The 26,044-nt window shown below is 40.5% G+C and carries 25 protein-coding genes; 10 read left to right on the top strand and 15 right to left on the bottom strand.

Features of this window, described 5'->3' with window-relative positions:
* The first annotated feature begins 77 nt into the window (after positions 1–77).
* Positions 78–1,565: a dipeptidase gene (locus FLM47_RS04675; RefSeq protein ID WP_178955462.1), complete on the top strand. Its 1,488-nt coding sequence runs from the start codon at positions 78–80 to the stop codon at positions 1,563–1,565.
* A gap of 61 nt (positions 1,566–1,626) precedes the next feature.
* On the opposite strand, the gene FLM47_RS04680 is transcribed toward FLM47_RS04675, so the two are convergent.
* From FLM47_RS04680 to FLM47_RS04695, 4 genes are all read right to left on the bottom strand, one after another.
* Complete coding sequence (locus FLM47_RS04680; protein ID WP_178955464.1) at positions 1,627–2,388, bottom strand: EAL domain-containing protein; 762 nt, start codon at positions 2,386–2,388, stop codon at positions 1,627–1,629.
* A gap of 205 nt (positions 2,389–2,593) precedes the next feature.
* A complete protein-coding gene (locus FLM47_RS04685; RefSeq protein WP_024601924.1) occupies positions 2,594–3,022 on the bottom strand; it encodes an OsmC family protein in 429 nt (142 codons plus the stop codon).
* Positions 3,023–3,141: 119 nt separating this feature from the next.
* On the bottom strand, positions 3,142–3,276 hold the full coding sequence (locus FLM47_RS04690) for a DUF2256 domain-containing protein (protein WP_076921450.1): 135 nt from the start codon (positions 3,274–3,276) through the stop codon (positions 3,142–3,144).
* A 2-nt stretch (positions 3,277–3,278) separates the two neighbouring features.
* Positions 3,279–4,787 carry a cryptochrome/deoxyribodipyrimidine photo-lyase family protein gene (locus tag FLM47_RS04695; RefSeq protein WP_178955466.1) on the bottom strand — a complete coding sequence of 503 codons (1,509 nt, stop codon included), beginning with the start codon at positions 4,785–4,787 and terminating at the stop codon, positions 3,279–3,281.
* A gap of 104 nt (positions 4,788–4,891) precedes the next feature.
* On the opposite strand from FLM47_RS04695, the gene FLM47_RS04700 reads away from it, so the two are divergent.
* Entirely contained in the window at positions 4,892–5,500 is a 609-nt protein-coding gene (locus tag FLM47_RS04700) for a flavin reductase family protein (RefSeq protein ID WP_178955468.1), read from the top strand.
* Between the two features lie 41 nt (positions 5,501–5,541).
* Here the strand turns inward: FLM47_RS04700 and FLM47_RS04705 are convergent, their stop codons facing one another.
* The 4 genes from FLM47_RS04705 to FLM47_RS04720 all read right to left on the bottom strand — a co-directional run bounded on the left by FLM47_RS04705 (position 5,542) and on the right by FLM47_RS04720 (position 9,276).
* A complete protein-coding gene (locus tag FLM47_RS04705) occupies positions 5,542–6,843 on the bottom strand; it encodes an MFS transporter (protein ID WP_178955470.1) in 1,302 nt (433 codons plus the stop codon).
* Positions 6,844–7,013: 170 nt separating this feature from the next.
* Positions 7,014–7,856, bottom strand: a complete 843-nt coding sequence (gene yghU, locus FLM47_RS04710) for a glutathione-dependent disulfide-bond oxidoreductase (RefSeq protein WP_178955472.1) — start codon at positions 7,854–7,856, stop codon at positions 7,014–7,016.
* Positions 7,857–7,873: 17 nt separating this feature from the next.
* A complete protein-coding gene (locus FLM47_RS04715) occupies positions 7,874–8,479 on the bottom strand; it encodes a rhomboid family intramembrane serine protease (protein WP_178955484.1) in 606 nt (201 codons plus the stop codon).
* Positions 8,480–8,592: 113 nt separating this feature from the next.
* Positions 8,593–9,276 carry a type 1 glutamine amidotransferase domain-containing protein gene (locus tag FLM47_RS04720; RefSeq protein ID WP_008108786.1) on the bottom strand — a complete coding sequence of 228 codons (684 nt, stop codon included), beginning with the start codon at positions 9,274–9,276 and terminating at the stop codon, positions 8,593–8,595.
* A gap of 154 nt (positions 9,277–9,430) precedes the next feature.
* Between FLM47_RS04720 and FLM47_RS04725 the strand changes: the two genes are divergently transcribed.
* Entirely contained in the window at positions 9,431–10,351 is a 921-nt protein-coding gene (locus FLM47_RS04725; RefSeq protein ID WP_178955486.1) for a LysR family transcriptional regulator, read from the top strand.
* On the opposite strand, the gene FLM47_RS04730 is transcribed toward FLM47_RS04725, so the two are convergent.
* The 4 genes from FLM47_RS04730 to FLM47_RS04745 form a co-directional block, all read right to left on the bottom strand.
* Positions 10,331–11,080 carry a dienelactone hydrolase family protein gene (locus FLM47_RS04730; protein ID WP_178955488.1) on the bottom strand — a complete coding sequence of 250 codons (750 nt, stop codon included), beginning with the start codon at positions 11,078–11,080 and terminating at the stop codon, positions 10,331–10,333. The genes FLM47_RS04725 and FLM47_RS04730 overlap by 21 nt on opposite strands.
* A 61-nt stretch (positions 11,081–11,141) precedes the next feature.
* Positions 11,142–12,467 (bottom strand): glycerophosphodiester phosphodiesterase family protein, encoded by a 1,326-nt coding sequence (locus FLM47_RS04735; RefSeq protein ID WP_178955490.1) that lies wholly within the window; start codon positions 12,465–12,467, stop codon positions 11,142–11,144.
* Between the two features lie 69 nt (positions 12,468–12,536).
* Positions 12,537–13,382: a carboxylate/amino acid/amine transporter gene (locus FLM47_RS04740; protein WP_178955493.1), complete on the bottom strand. Its 846-nt coding sequence runs from the start codon at positions 13,380–13,382 to the stop codon at positions 12,537–12,539.
* Between the two features lie 109 nt (positions 13,383–13,491).
* A complete protein-coding gene (locus FLM47_RS04745; protein WP_178955495.1) occupies positions 13,492–15,627 on the bottom strand; it encodes a M3 family metallopeptidase in 2,136 nt (711 codons plus the stop codon).
* Between the two features lie 289 nt (positions 15,628–15,916).
* On the opposite strand from FLM47_RS04745, the gene FLM47_RS04750 reads away from it, so the two are divergent.
* From FLM47_RS04750 to yegD, 6 genes are all read left to right on the top strand, one after another.
* Positions 15,917–16,789 carry a mechanosensitive ion channel family protein gene (locus FLM47_RS04750; protein ID WP_178955497.1) on the top strand — a complete coding sequence of 291 codons (873 nt, stop codon included), beginning with the start codon at positions 15,917–15,919 and terminating at the stop codon, positions 16,787–16,789.
* Between the two features lie 348 nt (positions 16,790–17,137).
* Complete coding sequence (locus FLM47_RS04755) at positions 17,138–19,426, top strand: TonB-dependent receptor (RefSeq protein ID WP_178955499.1); 2,289 nt, start codon at positions 17,138–17,140, stop codon at positions 19,424–19,426.
* 115 nt (positions 19,427–19,541) lie between these two features.
* Positions 19,542–19,841: a hypothetical protein gene (locus FLM47_RS04760; protein ID WP_008109576.1), complete on the top strand. Its 300-nt coding sequence runs from the start codon at positions 19,542–19,544 to the stop codon at positions 19,839–19,841.
* 73 nt (positions 19,842–19,914) lie between these two features.
* Positions 19,915–20,571 carry an HAD family phosphatase gene (locus tag FLM47_RS04765; protein WP_178955501.1) on the top strand — a complete coding sequence of 219 codons (657 nt, stop codon included), beginning with the start codon at positions 19,915–19,917 and terminating at the stop codon, positions 20,569–20,571.
* A 34-nt stretch (positions 20,572–20,605) separates the two neighbouring features.
* On the top strand, positions 20,606–21,442 hold the full coding sequence (locus FLM47_RS04770) for a DNA ligase (protein ID WP_178955503.1): 837 nt from the start codon (positions 20,606–20,608) through the stop codon (positions 21,440–21,442).
* Between the two features lie 79 nt (positions 21,443–21,521).
* On the top strand, positions 21,522–22,886 hold the full coding sequence (yegD, locus tag FLM47_RS04775) for a molecular chaperone (protein WP_178955505.1): 1,365 nt from the start codon (positions 21,522–21,524) through the stop codon (positions 22,884–22,886).
* Between the two features lie 4 nt (positions 22,887–22,890).
* On the opposite strand, the gene FLM47_RS04780 is transcribed toward yegD, so the two are convergent.
* The 3 genes from FLM47_RS04780 to FLM47_RS04790 form a co-directional block, all read right to left on the bottom strand.
* Complete coding sequence (locus tag FLM47_RS04780) at positions 22,891–23,355, bottom strand: methylglyoxal synthase (RefSeq protein ID WP_138609705.1); 465 nt, start codon at positions 23,353–23,355, stop codon at positions 22,891–22,893.
* A gap of 15 nt (positions 23,356–23,370) precedes the next feature.
* Positions 23,371–24,003 (bottom strand): LysE family translocator, encoded by a 633-nt coding sequence (locus tag FLM47_RS04785; RefSeq protein WP_178955507.1) that lies wholly within the window; start codon positions 24,001–24,003, stop codon positions 23,371–23,373.
* Positions 24,004–24,153: 150 nt separating this feature from the next.
* The gene (locus FLM47_RS04790; RefSeq protein WP_010391252.1) at positions 24,154–25,329 is read right to left on the bottom strand and encodes a multidrug effflux MFS transporter; all 1,176 of its coding nucleotides are present in this window, start codon (positions 25,327–25,329) and stop codon (positions 24,154–24,156) included.
* A gap of 184 nt (positions 25,330–25,513) precedes the next feature.
* Here FLM47_RS04790 and FLM47_RS04795 point away from each other — a divergent pair, with 184 nt between their 5' ends.
* On the top strand, positions 25,514–25,987 hold the full coding sequence (locus tag FLM47_RS04795; RefSeq protein ID WP_008109556.1) for a hotdog fold domain-containing protein: 474 nt from the start codon (positions 25,514–25,516) through the stop codon (positions 25,985–25,987).
* Positions 25,988–26,044 lie beyond the last annotated feature (57 nt).

Below are 26,044 nucleotides of genomic sequence, written 5' to 3' on the forward strand. Positions count from 1 at the left end.
TGCCGCAAAGCGCTGTTTGTCACTTTACAAGGAGGTTATAATTAATGCTCTTTGTTGTTAATTAAATGGAATCTGTTTTGAACAAGCTAGCTTTAGCAAGTATTGCCTTATGTGCATTTAGCGCTCATGCACAATTAAATAAACACAGTGAAAGCGTGGCCGATTACGCAGTTAATAACTATCAAAATGCACAGGTGCATACGCTTACTAATTTAGTATCGTTTCCTACGGTTAATAAAAGTGAGATCAGCGCACCACAAAACCCCGACTTTATAGGCTTTAAAGCATTATTAAAAATGAAAGCCGCTGAACTGGGCTTTGACTACCAAGATTTAGGCTATACCGTACTCATAGGCATGGGTGAGCAAAAAGAAAAAGTAACCATAGTGACTCACGGCGATGTACAACCTGCAAACGCCAGTAAATGGAAACAAAGCCCATTTATTATTGATACCTCAGAGGCGGGTAAATTAGTTGGCCGAGGTACCGAAGACGATAAAGGCGCTATAGCTACCGCTTTATATGCGATGAAAGCCATAAAAGATAAAGGCATAACCCTTGATAACCGCATTGAGCTGATGGTTTATTTGGCCGAGGAATCTGATTGGGGGCCTTTAACCGAATTTATGAAAACCTATGAGCAACCAAAGTATGCAGTCACAATTGACGCCTCATATCCCGTGGTGGTTGCTGAAAAAGGCTGGAGCTTAATTGCGCCAACATTTGATGCAACATCACCACAAACCGATGTGTATGTAAGCAATGTAACGGGTGGTGCCTTTGCTAGCCAAATCCCTGAAGATGCCAGCTTAACTTTGCATAATGCGAGTACTGAATTAGTAGCTCAATTAAAACAAACAGCTAAGGCACTTAAGAGAGTAGAGTTTACCTTTGATGATCAAACAGATGGAACTTTAATTAGTGTTAAAGGCATGTCGGCACATTCATCTGAGCCAGAGTCAGGTGTTAACGCCATTGCTTATTTGGCTGAACTATTTAAAGCCGTTGAGCTTGAAAACAACAGCGACGGTCAGCTCATTAAGTTTGTAAACCAGTTAATTGGCCTAGATATTCACGGTAAACAATTTGGTGATATTGCGTATAAGCATGACTTTATGGGGCCAATGACGGTAGCGCCCACAGTTATTGAACGAGACGGTAATAACCTAACGTTAGCGGTTAATGCTCGTCGTCCTATGGGTAAAGAGGCTGACTTACTAGATCAGCAAATTAATAGTGCGCTTACCCAATGGCAAGCTGATAATAAAGTAACATTAGCTAATGTTAAAACCACCATTGGCACACCTATGCTGCTTGATGACGCACCTCATGCACAAAAGTTACTTGATATTTTTAAACATTTTACTGGTGATCAAGGCGCAGATTTTGTCTCTATTGGAGGTGGTACTAACGCTAAATTATTTGATAATGCCGTATCGTTTGGCCCATCAATGCCGGGTAAACGCTATACAGGTCACTCAGAGCATGAATTTATTACGCTTGAGCAACTAGCACTTAATTTACGTATGTACACCGCAATGATGATAGAGCTGGGTAATATGTAATTAACCAATAGCAAAAACTAAAAAACCGCCTTGATGGCGGTTTTTTTATAACAACTAAATGTTATTGAAAATTAACGTCTGGTAAGCACTCAAAGCCTGGTTTGGCAAACAAGTAGCCTTGCATTAATTCAATGCCGACACTTTTTAGCCAGTGATATTCTTCAACTGTTTCAATGCCCTCAGCCAGTGCCATTACGTTTAGCTCTTTGAACATATTTAAGCAGTTACGCACAATAGTTTGGCGTTTTGTGTCTTTGTCGATATCGCGTATAAGTGCCATATCGAGTTTAATAATATCTGTTTGAAAGTCAGCTAGTAAGTTTAATCCAGAATAGCCTGAGCCAAAATCATCGGTAGCTGTTTTAAAGCCTAATTCTTGGTAGTAGCTTACAACCCGCTCAACGTGGCTGCTGTCTTCTATTTTTTCAACTTCAGTAAATTCAAACATAATATTAGTTGTAGGGAAGTTGTACTTTTTAGCCGCTTCTAGGGTAGTGCGAATACAGCGCTCAGGCTTATAAATAGCGTTGGGTAAAAAGTTAATGCTTAGCATGGTGTTTATGCCTAGCTTAGAGGCAAGTGCAATAGCTTTAATTCTACATAATTGGTCAAAGGTGTAGCGGTTGTCGTCGTTTACTTGGGAAATAATAGAGAAAGCCGACTCGTTGTTTAAACCACGAACCAATGCTTCATAGCCATAAATAGTGTTGCTCTGGCAATTTATAATAGGCTGAAACGCCATGGTAAAGTCAAAGTCTAGTTCGCTAGAATCAGCGCAGTTGCTACAAGATACTTTTTCGCAACTTTGTGATTTTTCGTTCATGCATCCACCTTTGTATTTAACCAACACTAAAAGATGGTTAAGTTTTTTATAATCCTAACAAAGTATTGAGATTTTACATAATTATATTAGTAAACATTAATATAACTCATAATAAAGTTTTTATTTAATTCATGAAAAATTAGCAGTAAGGTTATGCTAAAACATAATCTTACTGCTACGCAAAAAGTATAATTGGTTTACAAAATTAGTTAAGTGTTGCCGTTAGCTTTATGCTGGTATTGAGTAGTTTTGAAATCGGGCAGCCTTTTTTGGTGTCTTCACACAGGGCTTGAAATTGCTCATTGGAAATATCAGTAATTTTTGCATTAACTACCAATTCAATTTCACTCACCGCAAAGCCATCGTCTACTTCATCTAAGCTTACTGTCGCTTTGGTGCTTATATCGTCAGCAGTAAAGCCTGCTTCTCCTAATGCCAATGATAACGCCATACTAAAGCAAGCACTGTGGGCTGCACCAACTAGCTCCTCTGGGTTAGAACCGGGCTTATCTTCAAAGCGAGTATTAAACCCATACGGCTGGTTATCGAGTGCACCACTTTGAGTTGATATAGTACCTTTACCACTTTTAATATCGCCAGACCAATTTGAGCTTGCCGTTTTTTTAATTGTCATCATGTTCTCCTTGTTTAATGTAAGTTTTTCAGCATTGATATCAGTTGTATGTAAAATAATCCGATAATTGCTTAAAAATGTACGTAGTAACATGGAGGCTGCAAGATAAACGCCAATCTCTATTTGCTACGTTTACATCGCTCAGAACAATAAATAACGTTATCCCAGTCTCGTTGCCATTTTTTACGCCACGCAAACGGTTTATTACACACAGGGCATATTTTTTCAGGTAGGGTTAGTTTTTTATGTGCCATAGTTATTTGTCTGACTGCTTTTTGGATTTACGTACCGAGGGAGTGATGGCTACATGTTTTTTTAGTATGGCATGAATAGCACGTTTAACATCGCTACGCTCTCGGTATTGCCACAATCGCTCGCGTGCCTCTTTAGATGCTCGAGTTAAATCAAGCATCGGCTCTGGGTAATCTTCACCAAGTTTAAAGTCGTTAAATAACGCTTCCATTGGCGTTTGTTGCCAGGGTTGATGTAAATATTCAATGGGGAGCTTTTCAAGTTCGGGGCACCATTTTTTTATAAATGCGCCGGTTGGGTCTTGATCTTCAGATTGTTTAATGGGGTTGTAATGGCGAATAGTATTAATGCCAGTAACCGATGCCTGCATTTGTATTTGCGGATAATGAATACCTGGCTCAAAGTCTAAAAAGTAATTAGCCAGCGGAAAACTTGCCTGTTGCCAGCTGATGTTTAAATGATGGGTTACAAAGCTCACCAGCATAGCGCGCATTCTAAAGTTAATATAACCGGTGGCTTTTAAACAGCGCATGCAGGCATCAATAATAGGAATACCGGTTTGCCCCTGTGCCCAGCGTTCAATATCGCTAGTAACCTTAGCGTCATCACGATACGGAAATGCATGGTAACCCGGATTTAAGGCTTTAAATTCCATGCTGCATTCGCTTTCAAACTTTTGCATAAAATGGCAATGCCAATGCAGGCGAGATACAAACGCAGCAAGCGGACGCTTCCAGCCTTTTTTATCGGGATGGGTTGAATGGTATGCGTCTATCGCCATTTGATACACCTGCCTAAGACTAATATTGCCCCAGGCTAAATAGGGCGAAAGCCTAGAGCAATGCGTGCGGCTCAAGCTCGGGCTAGAGATCCCTTTTTGATAGCCTTTACCGCGCTCGGCAAAAAAACTGTGCATAACATCGCGGGCAAGTCGCGGCCCTCCATATTGAAAGTTGTCATCGTCAGCTGTGTAACTGTCTGGTAATTCTGGCGATTGGTAGTGTGTGAGTGTCACTGTTTTAATGTGTTTCCAATCTGGGATGGCAATTGGCGCTTGCATTGTTTGTTGCCAGCATTCATTCCAATTATTGCGATTTTTTTTACCCCGAATGACAGCCCCCGTTGGTGACTCTAACCAGTTAATCTGATTATGTTGGCACCATGCTTTAATCGCTTTATCGCGTTCAAATGTATTATTTAAGCCGATTTCTTGGTGACTAAAGAGATTAATTATTTCAAACTGGGTGTGTAGCTCTTCAAGCAACGACTGCATATTTTGTTTAAATATGTACACGCAGCTATTAAAGCGATCAAGTTGTTGGTTTAAATCACATAGCGACTGATACACAAAGCGCCAATGTCGCTCGTTATAATGAGCATCTTCGAGTAACAGCGGCTCAAAGTTGTACAGCAATAATGTTGGAAGCCCATTGCTAAACGCATGTTTAAGCGGTTGATGATCGCTTAAGCGTAAATCGCGTTTAAACCAGACAATGTTTATTTTTTGGCGCATGAAATTAAACTATTTGCTAACGGTGTAGTATTAATGAAGATCCAATCTATAAGTACGTATTGCCTAGTACTAGGGTTTAGTTTTTAACTTAAAAGTGAGAAATAATGTTTTTAGATTTAATGCAAAACAGCAACCGCTCTGTTTATAGCTACTTAGTTGGCGGTATTAGTCCACGACCGATTGCATGGATAAGCACGCTAAGTAGTGAGGGGGTAAGCAATATTGCACCTTACTCTTTTTTTACCGTAGCAAGTTGTCAGCCTGCAGTGTTAAGTGTTACTCAAGTTAACCCCAGCGATAAAGCCAATAAAGATACACTGACAAATTTACTAGCCACCAAAGAATGTGTGGTTAATATTGTTAGTCATGCCTTAGTAGAGCAAATGAACCAAAGCTGCGCTAATTACCCTAATAATGTCAGTGAGTTTGATGAGGCCAGCATAGAGAGAGTCACAAGCCAGTTAGTTAATCCGCCGAGTGTTGCAGCTTCAAAAGTACGCTATGAATGTAAGCTTCGAGAAGTGATCACTATTTCAGATGAACCAAGCGGTGGCAAAATGATGCTCTTAGATGTAGTGGGAATTTTTATAGATGACGCCACGTTGGTAAATGGCTACATAGATCCGACACGTTTAGATGCAGTAGGTAAAATGGGCGGCGATTACTTTAGCACCACCAAAGATAAGTTTGTATTAAAACGCCCACAACTTTAAAGGTGAGCGCTTTAATTACATTAGGTTAAACAGCACGCTATTTACTCTGTTTTTGGTAAAAACAGTGCACTCATTGCACCCAAAAACCCTAATCCGCTGTAAAGCAAAATAAGCTCTGCGGTTGATAAAAACGATTCTAATAAGCCTATGCTGCCCAACATCAGTAATAAAACCCCAATAACGGTATTACTAACCGACACATAATCGGTGCGTTTGTTACCCTCTGCCATATCGACGAGGTACGTTTTTCGCCCTAAGCGTACTCCTTGGTGCGCAACTGAGAGTAAAAAGTACAAAATAGGCATAGCCCACCAATTTAGTAGCAACTCGTTATACCAAGTTGCAATAACAAATACAGCCAGCCCATTAATGGTAACCAAAGTGGCACTGAGTACTAGCACTCGCTGGCTAGATAAGTCGCTTAAGCGTCCCCAAATCGGCGCTGAGACTAAGCTTGCAAAGCCGGAAACGGCAATAAAGGTGGCAAGTAAAGAAAATTCAAACGACTGTTTACTGGCTAAAATAATATAAAATGGAGCGCTCAATGCTGAACAAAGCAGTAGGGCACGTGTAATAACAAAATGCGCAAATTGCTTATCTTGGTACAAAATTTTTAACTTTGAAAACGCATGCAATAGACCATTATTTGCCCCTTCGGTAGCGCCACTATATTCATTAATTTGTGCGTAAAAAAACGCGGCAATCAGCCACATCAAGGCACCCAGTAGTAAAGCGATGATCACAATATCTTGATCTTTTTGCTGTGAAAAAAACCACATCATGAGACCAAACGTTAAGGTAGCAAAACCGGCAATACTTGCAGCAAGCCCGCTAATATTACCGCGTTGCTGTTTAGGAATAACTTTGCCCAGCACATCTTTTGCAGCGACAGAGTTAAACCCTCTAGCAAGGCTAAATAAAATTAATAAGCCAATAATGGCGTAGCCTGCTTGTGCGCCTTTGAGGGTAAACGCCACCGCAACCATGGCTAAAATGCATCCTGCTTGCATCACTGCACCTATTACCCATACCCATTTACGAACGGGGAGTTTGCGAATAACGTTAGCAATAGCAAGTTGGGGCAGTAATGAACCCGATTCTCTGATTGGTACTAACCAAGTAATAAAACTCGCTGGTACATTTAAGCTTTGCATTAACCATGGCAGCGTTATTTTGGGGTTGAGTAGCGCATCAGCAAACTTACTAAACAGCTGGCTAATGAGTAAAATAATAAAATTACCGGGTACTTCCTGACAGGCATTGTCGTCGATGGCTTTGCAAGCTCGGGCGTCTTCTTCATTGTTTAAACGTTTATAAATTTGCTCTTTTGTTAGTTTTTTCACAATTAATAACTACGCTATCAGTGTAAATATTTAGATATATTAAGATGGTATGCTTAACTTTTCTACTTTTAGGGTTAAAAAGTCATGTTACCTGCTAAGAATGAAGGAGCCCCTAATAAACACAAAAAATCAGCTAAGCGCTGATTTTTTATTTTTACTAAACTGGAGCCTTATTCAAAATCACGAGCACTGTGGCGCTCTGCGAGTTGTTCATCTTCTGCTCCCCAAGTACGGTTAACGCGACGGCCTCGTTTTACACCTGGGCGCGCTGCTATTTGCTTAGCCCAACGAACCACATGGGTATAAGATGCAACATCTAAAAATTCAGCGGCATCATATAAGTCGCCTAATACCAGTGAGCCATACCATGGCCATATGGCAATGTCGGCAATTGAATATTCGCTGCCTGCCATGTATTCGTTGTCACTTAAATGGCGGTTTAGTACATCTAGCTGACGCTTAGTTTCCATGGTGAAACGGTCAATCGGGTATTGCATTTTGGTTGGCGCATAGCTGTAAAAGTGACCAAAGCCGCCACCTAAATAAGGCGCCGATCCCATTTGCCAAAACAGCCAATTACGACATTGTGTTTTAGCTTGAAAATTATTAGGAATAAGCGCATCAAACTTTTCGCCAAGGTATTGTAAAATAGCGCCTGATTCGAATACAGGGGTTGCTGGTGTTGTAGAGTGATCCATCAACGCAGGTATTTTTGAGTTTGGGTTTATATCAACAAAATCAGAGCCAAACTGGTCGCCTTCACCAATATTAATTAAATAAGCATCGTACTCAGCCTCAGTAATACCAAGCTCTAATAGCTCTTCAAACATAATACTGACTTTTTGCCCGTTGGGGGTCGCTAATGAGTAAAGCTGAAATGAATGTTTGCCAATAGGCAGTGTTTTATCGTGAGTTGCACCTGCAATTGGGCGGTTAATGTTTGCAAATTTACCGCCACTTTCATTGTCCCATGTCCATACTTTTGCTGGGGTGTAGTCGTTGTTATCACTCATAAATAGCCTCTAATAGTTTAAACGTGCGTATTTGCTTTGCCCGTTGTTGCTTTTAATTTATCTGCTTTTGCTAATTTATACCCTAAAAAGAATCCACTAAGTGCGCCAAACAGATGGCTTTCAAACGAGATATGCAACCGCTGTGGAAACACGCCCCAAATAAAGCCACTGTATAAAAAGGCCACCACCACGGCTATAAAAATAGATTTAAAAGAACGTCTTACAATGCCATAGCATAAAATAAATCCCCATAACCCATAAATAACGCCACTTAAGCCGACATGAATATTGCCACGAGCAAACATCCATACCAGTAATCCACCGACTAATGCGGTGAATATAAATACACTATAAAAACGCTTTACGCTGTATTGGCAAATTAACCAGCTTAAAACAATGAAGGGCAGCATATTACTAGCAAAATGCCACCAGCTACCGTGTAAAAAGGGAGCGCAAAGAATACCAATCAGCCCTTGAATGCTGCGTGGGTAAATACCTAAACCATTTAAACTAATGCCTGGCAGGCTGTTAATTAGTTGCAACACAAAACAAATAGTCACAATGCTTATAATGGCAAAACGGGTGCTGCTAAGTAACGACAAGGTGGATGGTTTATTTTGCATACGGTGCCCTTATTTATAGTAAGAGTGGCCAGTATAGGAATAGTGGTGAGTAATGAAAAGCAAATTAAAAAGCACAGCGATTAAACTGTGCTTTTTATACTGATTAATTGTAATTAACCAAGCTTGGTAAGTAATTTTTTAGCTGCTAGCTCAGAGCTTGCAGGGTTTTGACCGGTGATCACTAAACCGTCTTCAAGCGCAAGAACGCCCCAGTCGTCGGTTTTTTGATAGTCACCACCTTTTTTAATCAGCTCGTCTTCGACTAAAAATGGCACTACATCTGTTAATTGAACAGCGGCTTCTTCAGTGTTACTAAAGCCGGTAACTTTTTTACCCGCAACCAATGCATTGCCATCAGCATCTTTTGTATTTAAAAATGCGGCGCTCGCATGACACACTGCTGCCACTGGCTTTTGTAATTTTACAAAATCTTCGATGAGCGAGATTGAATCTGTGTTATCTACTAAATCCCATAATGGGCCATGGCCGCCTGGATAAAATACCGCATCAAAATCTGAAGCATTCAGTTCACTTAGTACTTTTGTGTTTGCCATTAATGCTTGCGCTGCACTGTCGTTGTCGTATCGCTTGGTTGCATCAGTCTGGAAGTCGGCTAGTGTACTGGTTGGGTCGATTGGTGGTTGACCACCGTTTGGTGAAGCTAGAGTGATTTCTGCGCCAGCATCTACAAATGCATAATAAGGGGCGGCGAATTCTTCTACCCAAAAACCTGTTTTTTCACCGGTATTGCCTAAATCAGCGTGTGAAGTAAGTACCATTAGTATTTTCTTAGCCATTATTTTTTCCTTCTGATGATTTAAAATTGTAATCTTTGCTTAGCAATTACTATATGCACTAACCCAACCTTAAACAACGATGATAAATTTAACTTTATTGATTTAATAATTGATACAATTGAAGGGTTGAAGTTAAAACCGCACTGGAGCGTCCATGAAAGTCTCGTTTGAACAATTAAAAAGTATGGTGGTATTTGCACAAATAGTTGAGCAGGGCAGTTTAACGGCAGCGGCAAAGCAACTAGGGTTAACGCGGGCAGTAGCCAGTTATCATTTAAAAAAGCTAGAAACGCAACTTGAAGTAACCTTGCTTAATCGTTCAACACGAACTATGGCGCTTACTGAAGCCGGTATAGCTTACTATGAGCGTTGCCGAGTTATTACCGAGCAGGCTAATGCTGCCAATCAACAAATAGAAAATATAAAAAGTGAACCCCAAGGATTATTAAAAATTAGTTGTCCAGTTAATGTGGGGATGCAATTAATAGTGCCTGCAATTAATACCTTTAAGCGCCAATACCCCAAAATTGATATAGATTTACAGTTAACCGATGACGTGGTGGATATTATTAAACACGGGTTTGATTTTGCAATTAGAGGAGTTGCGCTGCGCGATTCAAACCTACAGGCAACGAAGTTAACCACAATGAGTACCTGTATTTGTGGCGCGCCTGATTATTTTTCGCATTATGGCAAGCCTACTACGCCCGATGAATTAGCACAGCACCAGTGGGTGGTTTATCAGCTAGGGAGCAAAACCTTGACCTTGCAAAAAGACGGTAAAAAAGTCGACATTACCATGCAAGGATCGCTCAGTACTAATAACGCCGCTGCACGGACTGCATTTGTAGAGGCAGGACTTGGCATAGGGCGTATACCGCTATACGATGCATGGCCAAAAGTACAAGCGGGTTTACTGCAAATTATAATGGACGACTACAAAAGCAAAGACATTGAGTTGTATGGAGTTTTCCCGCCGGGGGCGACGGGATCTAAAAAGTTACGCTTGTTTATTGATTATTTAAAAGCGTACTTTGTAAAACAGCATACTGCATTAGGTATGCGTAAGGGCTAGCGCTCGGTTAAATAAGGCAACAGCCTGTTGATACATAACTATGGCGAGAGCTGCATCGTATCGCTCGCCTTCATCACGCATAAAGGCATGTTGCGCGTTAACTTCTTGCCATTGGTAATTTATACCAGTACGAACAGCTTGCTGGTATATTTTGTCTCGGCCATCTTGTGGTACATGAGGGTCTTGTTTACCCCAAATAAAATGAATTTCACCGAGTATGTCGGCCATGCGTTCAAATGAGTTATTACCGGGTTGTGCGGGCAGTGTATTACTGTGTATATCGGTGGCGTATAAACAAAACGCGGCTTTTATAAGTGGGTTTAAAGCGGCTCTGTAAGCTAAATGCCCACCAATACATACACCCATAGCTCCCACGTTTCCTGAACAATAACTTTGGCGTTTTACAAACTCGATAAGGCTTTGTGTGTCGCTATCATGATGCTCTAAAGGTTTAGACCATTTATCGTTATTACCTTTATCTTTACCTTCGTCATCATAAGTCAGCACAGTTCCGATAGGGTTAAGCTCATGAAACACTTCTGGCACAAGTACCACAAAACCATGACTGGCTAAAATAGCTGCACTGCGGGCAATAGGTGCCGTTTGCTGGAAAATTTCAGAATAAAAAATAATGGCAGGGTATTGCCCCGATGTTTGTGGGCGGTAAATAGTGGTTCGCATTAACCCTGTAGGCGTTGGTAAGTCAGCGTTATGGTGTTGAATGATCATAAAAGCGCTCAGTAAAATAAATATAATAGCTGAGCGCGGTCAAATAAACACGCCCTAAAGTTTAAATACTTGCAGGCATTTTATTGCAACTGGCGTAATAGCTAACCGTAGCTGGCCAATCAGAAAATATACCGATTACACCAACCTCTTTTGCAAGTACATCAACCACGGCCATCATGTCACCATCGTTATCTATAACATCACTAATTGACTGGTAATAGTATCCGCCTCCATTATTCAGCGGCCCTGAACGTTCAAGACTCCATGCAATAATATTAAGGCCTGCGGCTTTAGCATCAATAGCGTACTGTGATGGCACGATATTACTTTCATTATCTATGGTTAATAGCATCCAAATGGGTGGAGCAATAATTTTAACACCGTCATTAAAAAGCGAAGCCATACTAGGTTGCCATGTGTCGGGGTTGTTAGGATCAAACCCTGCATCGCTATCTCGGCCATCTAAATAAACGCTTTGCGCTGCAAATTCAGGGTTAGTATTAATCCAATATTGTACGTCAGCTAAATTAAATGATTGCGGAAAAACACGCGAAGCGGGTACCTCCATTTGCGTATATTCATCTAGCATTTTTTGTGCGTATTGCGTTTGGGTCATACCGTTAAAGGGCATACTCACTTGAGGTGATTTAAGCTCTGGGGTCATTTTTACTCCGAGCTGTTTAAATAGTGCAATACTTTGTTTGTGGGTCATGAGTGTACCTGAGGTGGCGTATAAGTCAGTGCGCCAACTTGCTGTACCTTTCATGTAATCGCTAACATTAGTGGCACTGGTGTTTGCGCCATCCATTTTACCCTCAAGGGTTAAAAACTCTGCCAAGCTAATATCACTGGTACAACATTTAGCTGAAGCAGGCGTGCCACTGCTAGAGTTTGCTGGAGTAAATGGCTCACTGCATTTAGCCGCAAGTTCTGGAATAGCTAAAATGTTAGTGGTGGTGTGCAAGTCGCACTGAGAATGGCGGCATACTAGCTCTTTATCATTGGTAAAGGTTACATCGCATTCGACAATACCGGCGCCCATACGAGCAGCCGCTATGTAAGACTCTTTTGTGTGCTCTGGGTATTGCATGGGGGCACCACGGTGACCAATTGAAAAATCAGTACGATAAAAAGGGCCTTCTTTACACGATTCTAATTGTGTTTTTAGTGCGCTGTCAGCCATATCGTCAATTAAGTAGTCGGGGCGAGTACCTAGTTGCGTATTGGTGCCTTGTGCCACTTCAACAATAACCGGGGTAGGTACTTCAACAATTTCAACGTCAGTGTTGGTAACAACCACTTCTTTTTCGACTATTTTTACATCGTCATCACAGCCAGCGAGTGAGCTTAATAATAAAAAAGTTGTTAGAAAAGGTATGCGCTTCATTATTTGTCCTTAAAAATAAAAGTGGACGCTACCTTACTAATTATTAATGACAATTTCACTACAGAGTGATTAATTTGCTGATTTAACCATTATTTGGTTTACCACCAAGGCAAACAGCATCACTCCCGCGCCAATAGTTAATCTAAGTAGGTCTGCGTCTCTATTCCAAATAAGCACATTAACAATTATACCGGCAGGAATAAGCAAGTTGTTCATCACCGCCAGCGCGCCAACATTAACAAGCGTCGCGCCTTTATTCCACATAAAGTAGCCTAAACCGGAGGCCACAATGCCTAAATAAATCAGTATGCCCCATTGAGTTGAGGTACTTGGTAATTTGTTAAGATCACCAAATAAGGCGTAACAGGCGCTTGCAACAATTAGTGCGCCAATAAAAAACCAACCAAATACGGTTTTATCATCGAGTTGTTTATTAAGCATTAATCGTTTGTAGGTTACTTGGCCGATAGCAAAACTAATATTAGCGCCTTGAACCAGTAGTAATCCGACTAAAAAGTTACTGTCTAAGTTTTCATAACGAATGGTAATAGCCCCTAACACGGCAATAAACGCGACGATAAAAAACTGCGGATTAAACTGTTTATTTAGCGCATCGTTTAAAAGCGTAATGTAAAGCGGGGTCATTACAGTAAATAACAGCACTTCTGGCACACTTAAAAACAAAAATGAGTGGTAATAAAAGCCATACATAACCCCCAGTTGCAGTGCTCCTATCAGCATGAGTTTAAACGCAAGTGGGGTAGGGATTTTCTTTAAAAAAGGCAAAAATACTAACGCTGCTAAAGCCACACGAATTAGCACACTAAACCACGCATCAACTTGGCCTGCTAAATACACACCAATTAAACTAAACGAAAACGCCCAAAGAAGGGTAACTGCAAATAAATAGCCCATAACACTCATCTTGTTTTAAGTAATGGTGTCAGTTTATCTGTTATATATTGTTCTATAAACAATAAAAGCCCGCAAGCGGGCTTTTGTATCAGTTGCTTAAAAATATTAATTAATCAACTAAACCACGGCGCTTAAGCAATGCATCAGTCGTTGGTTTTTGACCTCTAAACTCAATGTAGCTTTGCATTAAGTCACGGCTGTTACCTTTTGATAGGATCTCTTTACGGAACTTATCGCCATTTTCGCGCGTTAAGCCACCGTTGTTTTCCATATGAGCAAAGGCATCAGCGGCAAATACTTCAGTCCATAGGTAAGCGTAGTAACCTGCTGAGTAACCACCTGCAAACGTATGGCTAAAGTAGTTTGATTTGTAACGAGGTGGTACAGGGTAGTAATCGATACCGTGTGCCTTTAGTGCTTCGCTTTCAAACTGTTGTACATCAGTTACTTTTTTATCAGAACCAAATGAGTGCCATTCCATATCCAGTAATGCTGCAGCTAAATATTCAGTGGTACCAAAACCTTGGTTGAACTTTTGCGACTCAAGTACTTTATCAAGTAGTGCTTGAGGAATTGGCTCACCTGTTTTGTAATGCTTAGCGTAGTTAGCTAATACACTTGGCTCAATCATCCAGTCTTCATGTGCTTGTGATGGAAATTCAACAAAATCACGCGCTGTAGCAGTACCTGCTAGGCTTGGGTATTTAACGTCAGAGAATAAACCGTGTGCTGCATGACCAAACTCATGGAACATAGTCGACACTTCGTCAAACGTCATTAGCGTTGGCTCGCCTTCTGCTGGCTTTGGAATATTTTGTGCGTTATAAATAACCGGTTTTGTGCCTTTTAAGCCGCTTTGGCTTACGTATGCACTCATCCATGCACCGCCACGCTTACCTTCACGTGCATATGGGTCCATGTAAAATAAGCCTATTGCGCTGCCATCAGCATTAAATACTTCAAACGCCATGACGTCTTCGTGATAAAGCGGTAGGTCTTTACGCTCTTTAAATGTAATGCCGTAAAGTTTTTCCATTGCAAAGAATAAACCGTTATGAATAACCGATTGCATTTCAAAGTAAGGCTTAACTAAGGCTGGATCTAGGTCGTATTTTTCAGCACGAACTTTTTCTGCATAGAAAGACCAATCCCATGGTTTTAGTTCAAAACTTTCACCAGAATCGTTAATTACTTTTTGAATCGCTTTTGCTTCTGCTTGCGCTTTTTCAACTGCTTTTGGCGCGAGGTCATCTAAAATACCGTACACGTTATCAGTGGTTTGAGCCATGCGTGAAGTCATTACATACGAAGCCCAATCTTTAAAGCCTAACAGTTCTGCTTTTTGTGCACGTAGGTTAGTTTCTTTAATAATGATAGGGCCGTTGGTTTTAGCTGCACGGTTGGTTGATGCTTTAAAAATCTGCTCACGCAGTTCACGGTTTTCAAGGCTAGATAAAATAGGCTGTTGTGTGGTGTTCACTAGGGTGATCATGTAGCCGTCTTTGCCTGCTTTTTTAGCAGCTGCTGCAAGACCTGCAATTTCACCTTCAGATAAACCAGCTAGTTTGCTTTTATCTGTTACTAAAATAACGTCTTCTTTAAACGATTTTAATACGTTTTGAGAAAACTCCGTTGATAGTTTTGCAAGCTCAGCGTTAATTTCACGCATTTTTGCTTTTTCAGCATCATTTAGTTTAGCACCCGCTTTAACAAATTGTTTGTAGTAAAAATCAACAAGACGTTGATCTTCAGCGCTTAACTTATCTTTGTTGTCGTATACTGTTTGTACACGTTCGAACAATGCACCATTTAGATAAATGTCATCAGAGTGTGCTGAGAACACAGGCGCCATTTTTTTATCAATGCGCTGGTACTCATCGTTAGAAATAAGACCTGATAAGTTGTAGAAAGCAGCTGATGCGCGGTTTAATAGCTCACCTGCAAGTTCCATTTCTACCAAGGTATTTTCAAAAGTAGCTGGTTCTGGATTATTAGCAATTGCCATAATTTCTGCATTATGTTGTGCAATACCTGCATCAAATGCAGCTTCGTATTCAGTGGTACCAAACTTATCAAACTCAGGAGCCATGTATTGCAATGGGCTTGGTTTAAATAATACATTGCTTGCGTTGATATCTTGCACTTGTGCTGTGCTTTGTTGTTTTGTTTCTTGGGTGCTTTCAGAAGAACAGGCAGATAATAAAAGTGCACTAGCAATCGTAGTGGCGATCAGTGTTTTACGCATAATAACTCCATAAAAAATAGTAGCCGAAATAGGCTTTTCGAGTCGAAAACCCAGTTAACTTACCAAATTTTGACTTATATACAACAAAGTTTATCGATTTAAAGCGGGATTTAAACGCAAATTAGGTGATAAAAACTCGGTATGTAAATAAAAAAGTAGAAAAATACAGCAATTATGCAATTAGCTTTAAGTTTGTTGCTGCGTATTTAAGCTAACCGCATGCTAAACTTGGGGTATTATTAGCGCATAAAAATAATCGTTTGTGTGCGACCTTACACATGGAAAATCAATGAACTTAGAACAAATTAATCACATTCTCGCCTTCGTATTGTTTAGCTACAACGACATTCACATTACCGTGGCAAAAGTAATTCAAGTGCCGCTAATTTTGTTTACTATGTGGGTTGTGGTGACTCAGATTGGCAAGTTAATTAAAAAGTCATTACTTGCACGAAAAATGAGCCCAGATGCAGTGCATTTATTCACGCGTTTTTATTTCATTTTAAGTATTGCGATTTTACTTTTTACCTCCCTTGAGGTGCTCAACATTCCATTAACCGCATTTGCCTTTGTATCGGGTGCCATTGCCATCGGTGTGGGGTTCGGTGCACAAAATATTATTAATAACTTTATTAGTGGCTGGATATTAATGTGGGAGCGGCCAATCCGTATTGGCGACTTTTTAGAGGTTGGCACTGCTAAGGGGGTGGTTGAAACCATTAATACTCGCTCTACTCGTATTCGCAGGAACGACGGTGTTCATATGCTGATACCCAATAGCCAGTTATTAGAAAACACAGTTACCAACTGGACGCTTATTGATGGTAATGCGCGCTCATCTGTGAGCGTAGGCGTAGCTTATGGCTCTGATGTGTTATTAGTTAAAAAGTTAATTCAGCAAGTATTAGATGAGCATGAGGCAATATTGGCAACGCCTCAATCAACCGTATTGTTTGATGATTTTGCAGATAGCTCGCTAGTTTTTAATGCTATTTTTTGGGTGTGCGCTGAATCAGAAACTCGATTAAGACAAGTCCGCAGTGATATTCGTTTTAGGATTTATGAAGTGTTTGACCAACATGATGTGGTGATTGCATTTCCACAGCGAGATCTTCATATTGATGGTGAAATTGTTCTTAAACGCTCATTAGTGAAAAAGTAGTATTTAAAAAAGTGTCGCGTTATTCCGCTATATTTTTTAACAACTCAACGTAAGGACATATGTCCGCTTTTTGGTTGTTTAGTTGCTAAAAGTACACTAAATGTCGGGATAGTGCGGTTAAGTGTTAAAAATAAGTTTAATTTTTAGTGTTCAGTATGCAGTAAATAAATTACACCATGATATAATCTTGCGCATTCAGTCAGCCTTATTTATGCCGTTTTTGTACTCTCGGTAATAAGGTCCGCGCCGCATAGAGCAAGTCGCGAAAAATTGACTGAATCCGTAATTATTTAATTGCGCAACACATCAACCGTTGAACAAGAGTGCACTAAAAAGGTTAACCCCGACATGAAAGCAATGAAAAGATCTACGTTAGCAACCCTTATCAATGCAACGTTGTTCTCTGCCGTAGCAGGTACGTCAATTTCAGCCGTAGCTGCTGAGCAAGAAACTACTGCTAAGAAGAACCAACTAGAAGTTATTCAAGTTACTGCTCGTAAACGAGTAGAAAACGCTCAAGAAGTGCCTGTTGCTGTTTCAGCCTTGCAAGGCGATAGCTTAGATGCTTACAGCTCAGCTGGTATGGATATTCGTTTTATGAATGCGAAAATCCCAAGTTTATCTATTGAATCTTCATTTGGCCGTTCATTCCCACGCTTTTATGTACGTGGCCTTGGTAACACTGATTTCGATTTGAATGCTTCGCAACCAGTGTCGCTTGTGGTTGATGAAATTGTACAAGAAAACGCAATCTTAAAAGGTTTCCCTGTATTTGACGTAGCACGTGTTGAAGTGCTTCGTGGTCCTCAAGGTACATTATTTGGTCGTAATACACCGGCTGGCCTAGTTAAATTTGATACCGTAAAACCAAGTCAAGAATTTGAAGGCTATGGCTCTGTATCTTACGGTAGTCGTGGTGCTGTTGACTTTGAAGGCGCTGTTGGTGGTTCATTAACAGATCGTTTATCAACACGTGTTTCAGTACTTTGGCAAGATAAAGACGATTACATTGATAATCGTGCACCAGGTTTTGAGCAAAAAGATGCCTTAGGTGGTTACACTGAACAAGCAGCCCGTATTCAATTTTTATATGAAGGTGACGATTTCACTGGATTATTTAATTACCATGTTCGTGATTTAGATGGCTCTCCAATTGCCTTTCGTGCTAACACTATCAAACCTGGTACTAACGATTTAGTTGATGGTTTTGAAAATGACGTGGTGTATCACGATGCCGCATCTCGTGCGACGCAGCAAGTGGAATCGCAAGGTGCAAGCCTTAAGCTTGAGTGGGACTTAGCTAACCATACAGTAACGTCAATCTCTGGTTGGGAAAGTGCAGAAATTTACTCTCGTGCTGACATCGATGGTGGCTACGGTGGGTTCTCCATCAATGATGTTCCAGTTGCAATGGGCCCTGGTTTTATTCCTTTCTCTTCAGAAAGTGCTGATGGTATTCCAGACCAAGACCAATACACGCAAGAACTTCGCTTATCAAGCAACTTTGCTGGTGACGTAAATTACCAAGTGGGTGTTTTTTACTTCGACGAAGCATTAACAATTGAAAACTTTAGCTATGATACAGCCAATAATGGCGTATTAAACGGTTTTGTTAGTCAGCAGCAAGACACTAAAGCATGGGCTGTATTCGGCTCAGTTGATTACACTATTACTGATGATTTAAAAGTAACCGCGGGTCTTCGTTATTCAGATGATGAGAAAGAATTCTCAGCTAACCGCACGCTTAGCCCAATTGGTGGTGCAGCGACTTATATCGAAAAAAATGTTAGCGATGATCACGTAAGCTGGGATTTATCAGCTAACTACAAAATCAACGATGACGTAAACTGGTATGGCCGTATTGCTAACAGTTTCCGCGCACCAAGTCTTCAAGGTCGTATCTTATTTGGTGATGAAGTAACCGTTGCTGATTCAGAAACTGTTACCTCGTTTGAAACAGGTATTAAATCTGATGTGTTAGATGGCCAAGGCCGTGTAAATGCAACAGTATTTTATTACACTATGGATGACCAGCAGCTAACGGCAGTGGGTGGTGGTGCTAACTTTAACCGTCTATTAAATGCTGATAAAACAACCGGCTATGGTTTCGAAATTGATTCTGAGTGGGTGTTAACTGACGAATTAAATGCAACCTTCAACTTAAGCTACAACAAAACTGAGCTTAAAGATAAAGATTTAGCCGTTGCAGTGTGTGCACAGTGTACTGTTACTGATCCTACGTTCCAAGTACCAGGTGCATTTGGTCCTGAAGATCGTGCTATTTTAGATGGCAATAGCTTACCGCATGCACCAGAGTGGATCTCTAACATCACACTTCGTTACACTAAAGAACTCGCTGAAGGTGATTTCTTTGCTTACGCTGATGTGTCGTACCGCAGTGAGATTGACTTTTTCTTATATGAATCAGTTGAGTTTGAGGGTAAGCCACTGACAGAAGTAGGTTTACGTGCAGGCTATGCATGGGCGCAAGGCGATTACGAATATGAAGTATCAGCATTTGTGCGTAACATGTTTGACGAGCAGCAGACGATTGGTGGTGTTGATTTCAACAACAATACAGCCATGGTTAATGAAGAGCGTTACATTGGCGCTGAGTTTAAAGTTAACTTTTTCTAATCGATAAATTTAACGTTAAATTGTAATTATTGATAAAAGCCTGCCTAGTGCAGGCTTTTTTATTTTGGTAGAGCTGCTAAAGTAGCGCCCATATGTTTATTAAAGAGAAAAAGTAATGGCTGGATTTTGGAATTACCGTGTAATTTATTGTGAAGCAACCAAAGATGAAGCTGCGCAATATCAAATACACGAAGTGGAATATAACCTAAATGGTAAAGTAACTAACTGGTCAGAAACTGGTGCAGCACCATTTGGAACCACATTAGATGCGTTAAAAGATGATGCTGAGCGCTTAAAAACCGCCTTCGAAAAGCCGATACTTAAAGTAATGCGCAAAGCCCGAGGTTATGAGTTAGTTGATGTAGATACCGGCGAAGACGCTTATGCTGAGCCGCCAGCAGGTTTGGCTGAGTAACACAAATTATTAAAAGGTGCCTTGGCACCTTTTTTATTACCTAAAGTTTAGGTTAAATAACCAGGAGAAAAGAATGTCAATTGAAGCGGTATTATTTGATATGGATGGCACTTTGGTTGACTCGGAAAGTGTGCACTATAACTGCTGGAGCCAATTACTTGCGCCTTTTGGTGTGTGTTATAAAGAAGATGATTTTTGTAGGCGCTTTTCGGGACGTCCCACTATTGACGCTGCAAAGGAAATAAAACAAGTTCATAACTTGTCTGTAAGTAGCCGCTATTTAGCGGATGAAAAATATCGCTTATTTAGTGAGTACGTTAAAATCAATTTACCGCCTTTAATGCCTTATGCTGAAAATGTTCTGTTAGCGGTTAAAGAGCAAGGTTTAAAAATGGCGTTAGTAACAGGCAGCGCAAGGCATGAAGCTGAGCCAATACTAAAAGGATTAGGGTTTTATAATTTATTCGATACCGTTGTTACTAAAGATGATGTAATTAATCCAAAGCCTGCCGGTGATCCCTACTTATTAGCACTTAAAAATATGCAGGTTGCTGCACAAAATGCGATTGCCGTTGAAGATACTTTCACCGGTGTAACCGCAGCGAATAATGCTGCTTTAGCTGTGATAGCTATCGCTAATAAACATACACAGGAGCACGACTTTAGTAAAGCAACACAGCAAATGCAAAGCTTTGAAGAATTTTGGCACTGGCTTCAATCTCAACTATAGTTTAAGCCATATTTAAATTTGCAAGGATGCAGCAATGATTAAAGCAACGCTGTTTACTTTTTTAACCCTCATTAGTTCGGGCTTATTGGCGCAATTGCCTCCAGTGCAACTTGCTAATGTTTACGATGAAACTAAGCATGAAGATATTCGTCAATATTTGGTGAGTGAAAAGTATGACGGAGTAAGAGCAATCTGGACGGGAAAGCAGTTTGTAACCCGTCAAGGCAACTCCATAAACCCGCCTAAGTGGTTTACCGCTCCTCTGCCAGACGTTTGGCTAGATGGTGAGTTATGGACCAAGCGGGGTCAATTTTCTGTACTCGGTGGTATTGTCAGAACAAAAATACCCAACGATTTGCAGTGGCAAAGTATTACTTATCAGGTATTTGATATGCCAGATGCCGGTACGCCTTTTCACCGTCGTTATCAAAATTATCTGTCACTCATTACTAAGCTAAATAGCCCCCATATTAAAGCGGTTAAGCAATATCAATTTAGCGACAACCAGCAACTCAGTGATTATTTTAATCAGGTTACTAAACAAGGCGGCGAGGGCGTTATGCTTCATTTAGCAGAGGCTAAGCATACAACTGGTCGCTCTAGTGCATTGTTAAAACTCAAGCCATATTTAGATGCCGAAGCGTTAGTAATTGAACATTTACCGGGTAAAGGTAAATACACAGGAATGCTTGGCGCATTGAAAGTACAGACAAAACAGGGGCTGATATTTTCTATTGGCACGGGTTTTAGTGATAAAGAGCGAAAGTATCCGCCAGCTATAGGCTCAACAATTACTTATCGGTACCACGGGTACACTAAAAATGGCTTGCCGCGTTTTGCCAGCTTCTTACGGGAAAGACCCGAAAAATAAAGAGTGTAGGCCAATTCAGTATATATTTTTTAGCAATTATGCTAAATTGCGCGGCCTTTTTAGTGATGTTTGGTGATCTATGTTTGTTGGTTTTGATTATGGTAGTTCTAATTGTGCTATGGGTGTTTTAAACGAAGAGCGTGTTCAGCTCATTCCTTTAGAGCAAGGCAAACATTATCTTCCATCAACTCTATACACACATCATAGTGCTTTAGTCGTTGATTTTGTAGCGCAGCATTTAAACGGCTCAGATCATGAGCATGGCTATAAAACCGCGCGCCAACCCTTGCTTAATACACTCCCGCGAATTAAATCAGACCTAGATCTACAAGCCGGCGATGAGACTCTATTTATCGGCCGTGAGGCGATTAGTGAATATGTGCAATTTCCTGAGGAAGGTTATTTTGTAAAATCCCCTAAATCATTTTTTGGCGCTACTGGTTTAAAGCAAGGACAAATTAATTTTTTTGAAGATATTGCCACAGCAATGATTTTAAAAATAAAACAACGTGCTGAATTATCGTTAGGGTATACGCTGAGCCAAACTGTTATTGGTCGCCCAGTGAATTTTCAAGCGGTTGGTGGTGAGCAGTCAAACCAACAAGCCGTGGGTATTTTAACACGCGCAGCAAACCGAGCCGGCTTTAAAGATGTTGAGTTTTTATATGAGCCACTTGCCGCGGGGATCGATTATGAAAGTGATTTAACGCAAGACCAAAAAGTGCTAGTAATAGATATTGGTGGTGGTACAAGTGACTGTTCATTTGTACAAATGGGGCCAAGTTTTAGGAATAAACAACAACGAGACGCAGACTTTTTGGCACATAGCGGAAAGCGAGTAGGCGGTAATGATTTAGATATTGCTCTGAGCTACCATGGTTTGATGCCGTTACTTGGCTTAGGCAGTACTTTTAAATCGGGTTTACCATTACCTAACCAGGCATTTTGGCAAGCATGTAAAATTAACGATGTGAATTTACAAAGTCAGTTTTATAGTGCTCAGCATTATCGTGAACTGAGTGCACAGCTACGCGATGTGAGTGCGCCCGATTTATATAAACGGCTAATACATTTACAGCAAAATAAACAAGGACATCAATTAGTTCAACAAGCTGAAGCGGCAAAAATTGCATTGAGCTCGTCTGAAAACTTTAATTGTGATTTAACATTTCTAGATTCATCACTTGATAAAGATATTTCTATTAATGAATTAGCATTAGCCGTTGACGATAGTATTAGCCAAATAGTGACATTAGCAAAACAGGCCATTGCAGATGCAAACACTACCCCAGATGTAATTTATTTAACGGGTGGTAGTGCGCAATCACCACTGATCAAAGCGGCTTTAAAAACCCACTTAGGCGACATTAAAATGGTTAACGGTGATCACTTTGGCAGTGTCACCGCTGGTCTGACTAAATGGGCGAGTATGCTTTATAAATAAGCTGTTATAAAGAGATTTGTCGGGTTGCGAGGTACTTTTCGTAATCTGGCAAAGAACGCTCAAATTCGCTGTCCATAAGGGGAGAACTTAGTAACATATCAGCGCTTACTTCATTACAAGCAACAGGAATGTTCCACACCGCGGCTAAACGAAGCAATGCTTTTACATCGGGGTCGTGCGGCTGAGATGCCAGAGGGTCCCAAAAAAAGATTAATACATGAATTTCATGTTCCGCTATTTTAGCACCAAGCTGCTGATCACCCCCCATAGGTCCACTGAGTAATTGTACGACATTCAAACCGGTGGTTTTTTCTATTAAATGTCCGGTTGTACCAGTGCCGTATAGCTTATGTTTACTTAGCATTGGAGTGTGTTTTTCACACCATAATTTTAACGCGGCTTTTTTTCCATCATGTGCAACAAGGGCTATGTTTTTCTTAGCTGGAAGAGATTGTATTTTTTGGTCCATGCTGATTCTTATTAGTTAGAGTAATAAATTGATAGCCAATGCAATAAATACAATGCCTGTGAACCTATCTATCCAGAGCTGGCTATTTGGGTGGTTTCTAAAAAACTGGGCTATTTTATCGCCGAAATAAATATACGTGCAGTCGATAGGAAAAGCAAAGATTGGATAAAGCAGGCCAAAAAAAGCCAGCTGAAAAGTTGCAGATGACAAGCTAGGGTCTACAAATTGTGGGATAAAAGCAATAAAAAACAAAGCTACCTTAGGGTTGAGTACTTCGGTCATCATCGCTTGAAACATCACGTTTTTGTTTTTACTAGTTGTAACATGAGGCTTATCGTCTTGCTCGCAAATGGGGGGCACAAAGGTGCCTTTAAGCATCATAAACCCTAAATAACATAAATAGGCTGCACCTGCATACTGTACGCTGGCATACGCTGTTTCAGAGGCTTTTAAAATAGCGCTTAAGCCGACAACCGCAAAAAATGTATGTACTACGCCACCTAAGGCAAAGCCAAAAGCACTTTGCATACCTGCTTTTCGTCCATTAGCAAATGTTTGTGCCATTAAAAACGCGTTTGATGGTCCAGGCGCAACGGCCATTAAGAAGCTGGCGAGTAAAAATGAGAGTAAAAAGTCAGGATTGATCATTGCACTTGATTCAAAAGAGGTTGGTAGTTAATGTTATCAAGCATATAGAAAAATAAAAAGCGGGCATATTGCCCGCTTGGTAAAGAGTTTTAACTACAGTGCTAATTGCCTGTGGTGATTACTATTCACAGGCTCAGCAAACGTATTTTATTAGGCATATTTAGTATAACGAAACAGTAAGTAAGAAAAGGGAATTAATAATAAAAAGTGTGTGCCTATAAGCTCGGGTGTAGATAAGTTTAAATATTGAGTAATAAACACCAATAAACTTGCCCCACTCATTTGCATCGCTCCTAAAAGAGCTGAGGCGGTGCCAGCTTGCTTAGGGAACAGACTTAAAGCTCGTCCAGCGGCAGAGCCAAGTGTTAAAGCAAAACCAAAGGCAGCAATAAACATAGGGATCATTAATGCTAATGGGGTTTTATATTGGCTTAATACTAGCATCAGTAAGCCTGCACTCACTAACAACACAAGACCTGCTTTTAGTGCTCTTTTTGGTTGGCGTTTAATGTAAATAGGCATGATAAAGCTAGCAAGAATACTAAGCACTGCATTAAGCGAGAACCAAAAGGTAAAGTCGGCTACGCTGCCCCCTAATTCAGTAATAAGCCAACCAGGAGCCAATGTTACAAATACTAATATAGCTGACATAGTGACCATACATAGCAAGCTATTAAATAAAAATAACGGAGTTGAAATAATTGGGATAAAGCGCCTTAGATCTAAGATATGCCCCTGGTAATGGCTGTCTACTGGGCGTGTTTCTCTAAACAATAATAAGGTGACAATAAATCCTAATAATGCAAAACCAGTTAGAAATAGAAAGTTCATTTGCCAACCAAACTGCACGGTTAACCACGCACCTAAAATGGGTGCTAACGCTGGAATAAAGCACACGATCCCGTTTAGGTAGGTAATTATTTGGCCACTGCGTTCACTACCAAACTTATCTCTTACTATTGCAAAAGCAACAACAAAGGTGGCGCATGCGCCTAACCCTTGAATTGCACGAGCAAACATCAGTATTAAAAAGCTAGGAGCATAGTATGCACCTAATGCCGCCAGTCCATATAAAGTTACACCGGTTAAGGCTACCGGCTTACGTCCAAAACGATCAGCAAGAGGGCCTGCAATTAATTGCCCCAAACCAACAGTAAGCATAAAAATAGCCACCGTTTGCTGTACTTGTTTTTCGCTCACTGAAAATTGCTCTGCAATAGTAGGAAAGGCAGGTAAATAAATATCAATGCCCATAGGACAAAAAATGACGAGTAACGCTAAGATCAGTAATAAAATTAAGTTTGGTTTAGCGGGCTGTGTTTGCATCAGGTCTCCTTTTGTCGGTATTTTAAGTGGCGACTGATGAAAAAGAAAGGGCTTATGACCGATGCATCAGACATGTTACCTACTTTTAACTTTATTATGATTATTTTTGTTTAAGTATCACACTTCTTTAAACTGATCCGATGTGTTAATTTGCTTTTTAAGCAAAGACAATGGAAAAACAATAATGAGTAATGAGTCTGCATTAATAAAAACGTGGCATAAATTTAAAAAGCTGCCGTTTGGTAACTGGCTGTTTAGTAAAGCCGTATGTTTTAAAGCGCCTTACTTTGGCTCTATGAAACCTACTATTTTAGATTTAAAAGCAGGGCACTGTAGTGCTGTGGTTAAAAACACACGCCGTGTACACAATCACATTGGCACTATTCACGCTATCGCACAATGTAATTTGGCTGAGCTGTGTGCGGGGGTGATGGTTGATGCAACGGTACCTTATAAAACCCATCGTTGGATCCCTAAGGGAATGACAGTACAGTACCTGGCTAAGGTAGACACAGACGTTACTGCTATCGCTGAGATTGACTTGCCTCATCAATGGATTGATAAAGAAGATTTAGTCGTACCGGTAAAGCTTTACAATACGCGTAACGAACTGGTTTTTACCGCAGACATAACCATGTATATAACACAGAAAAAGTAAGTGTATAAGCCGCTAACGGGATTTTAAAGAGGTGATTAATGGTTTAGCCAAACAGGC

Origin of the sequence: Pseudoalteromonas sp. Scap06 (genome assembly GCF_013394165.1) — a bacterium.
In the GTDB taxonomy this organism is placed as follows: domain Bacteria; phylum Pseudomonadota; class Gammaproteobacteria; order Enterobacterales; family Alteromonadaceae; genus Pseudoalteromonas.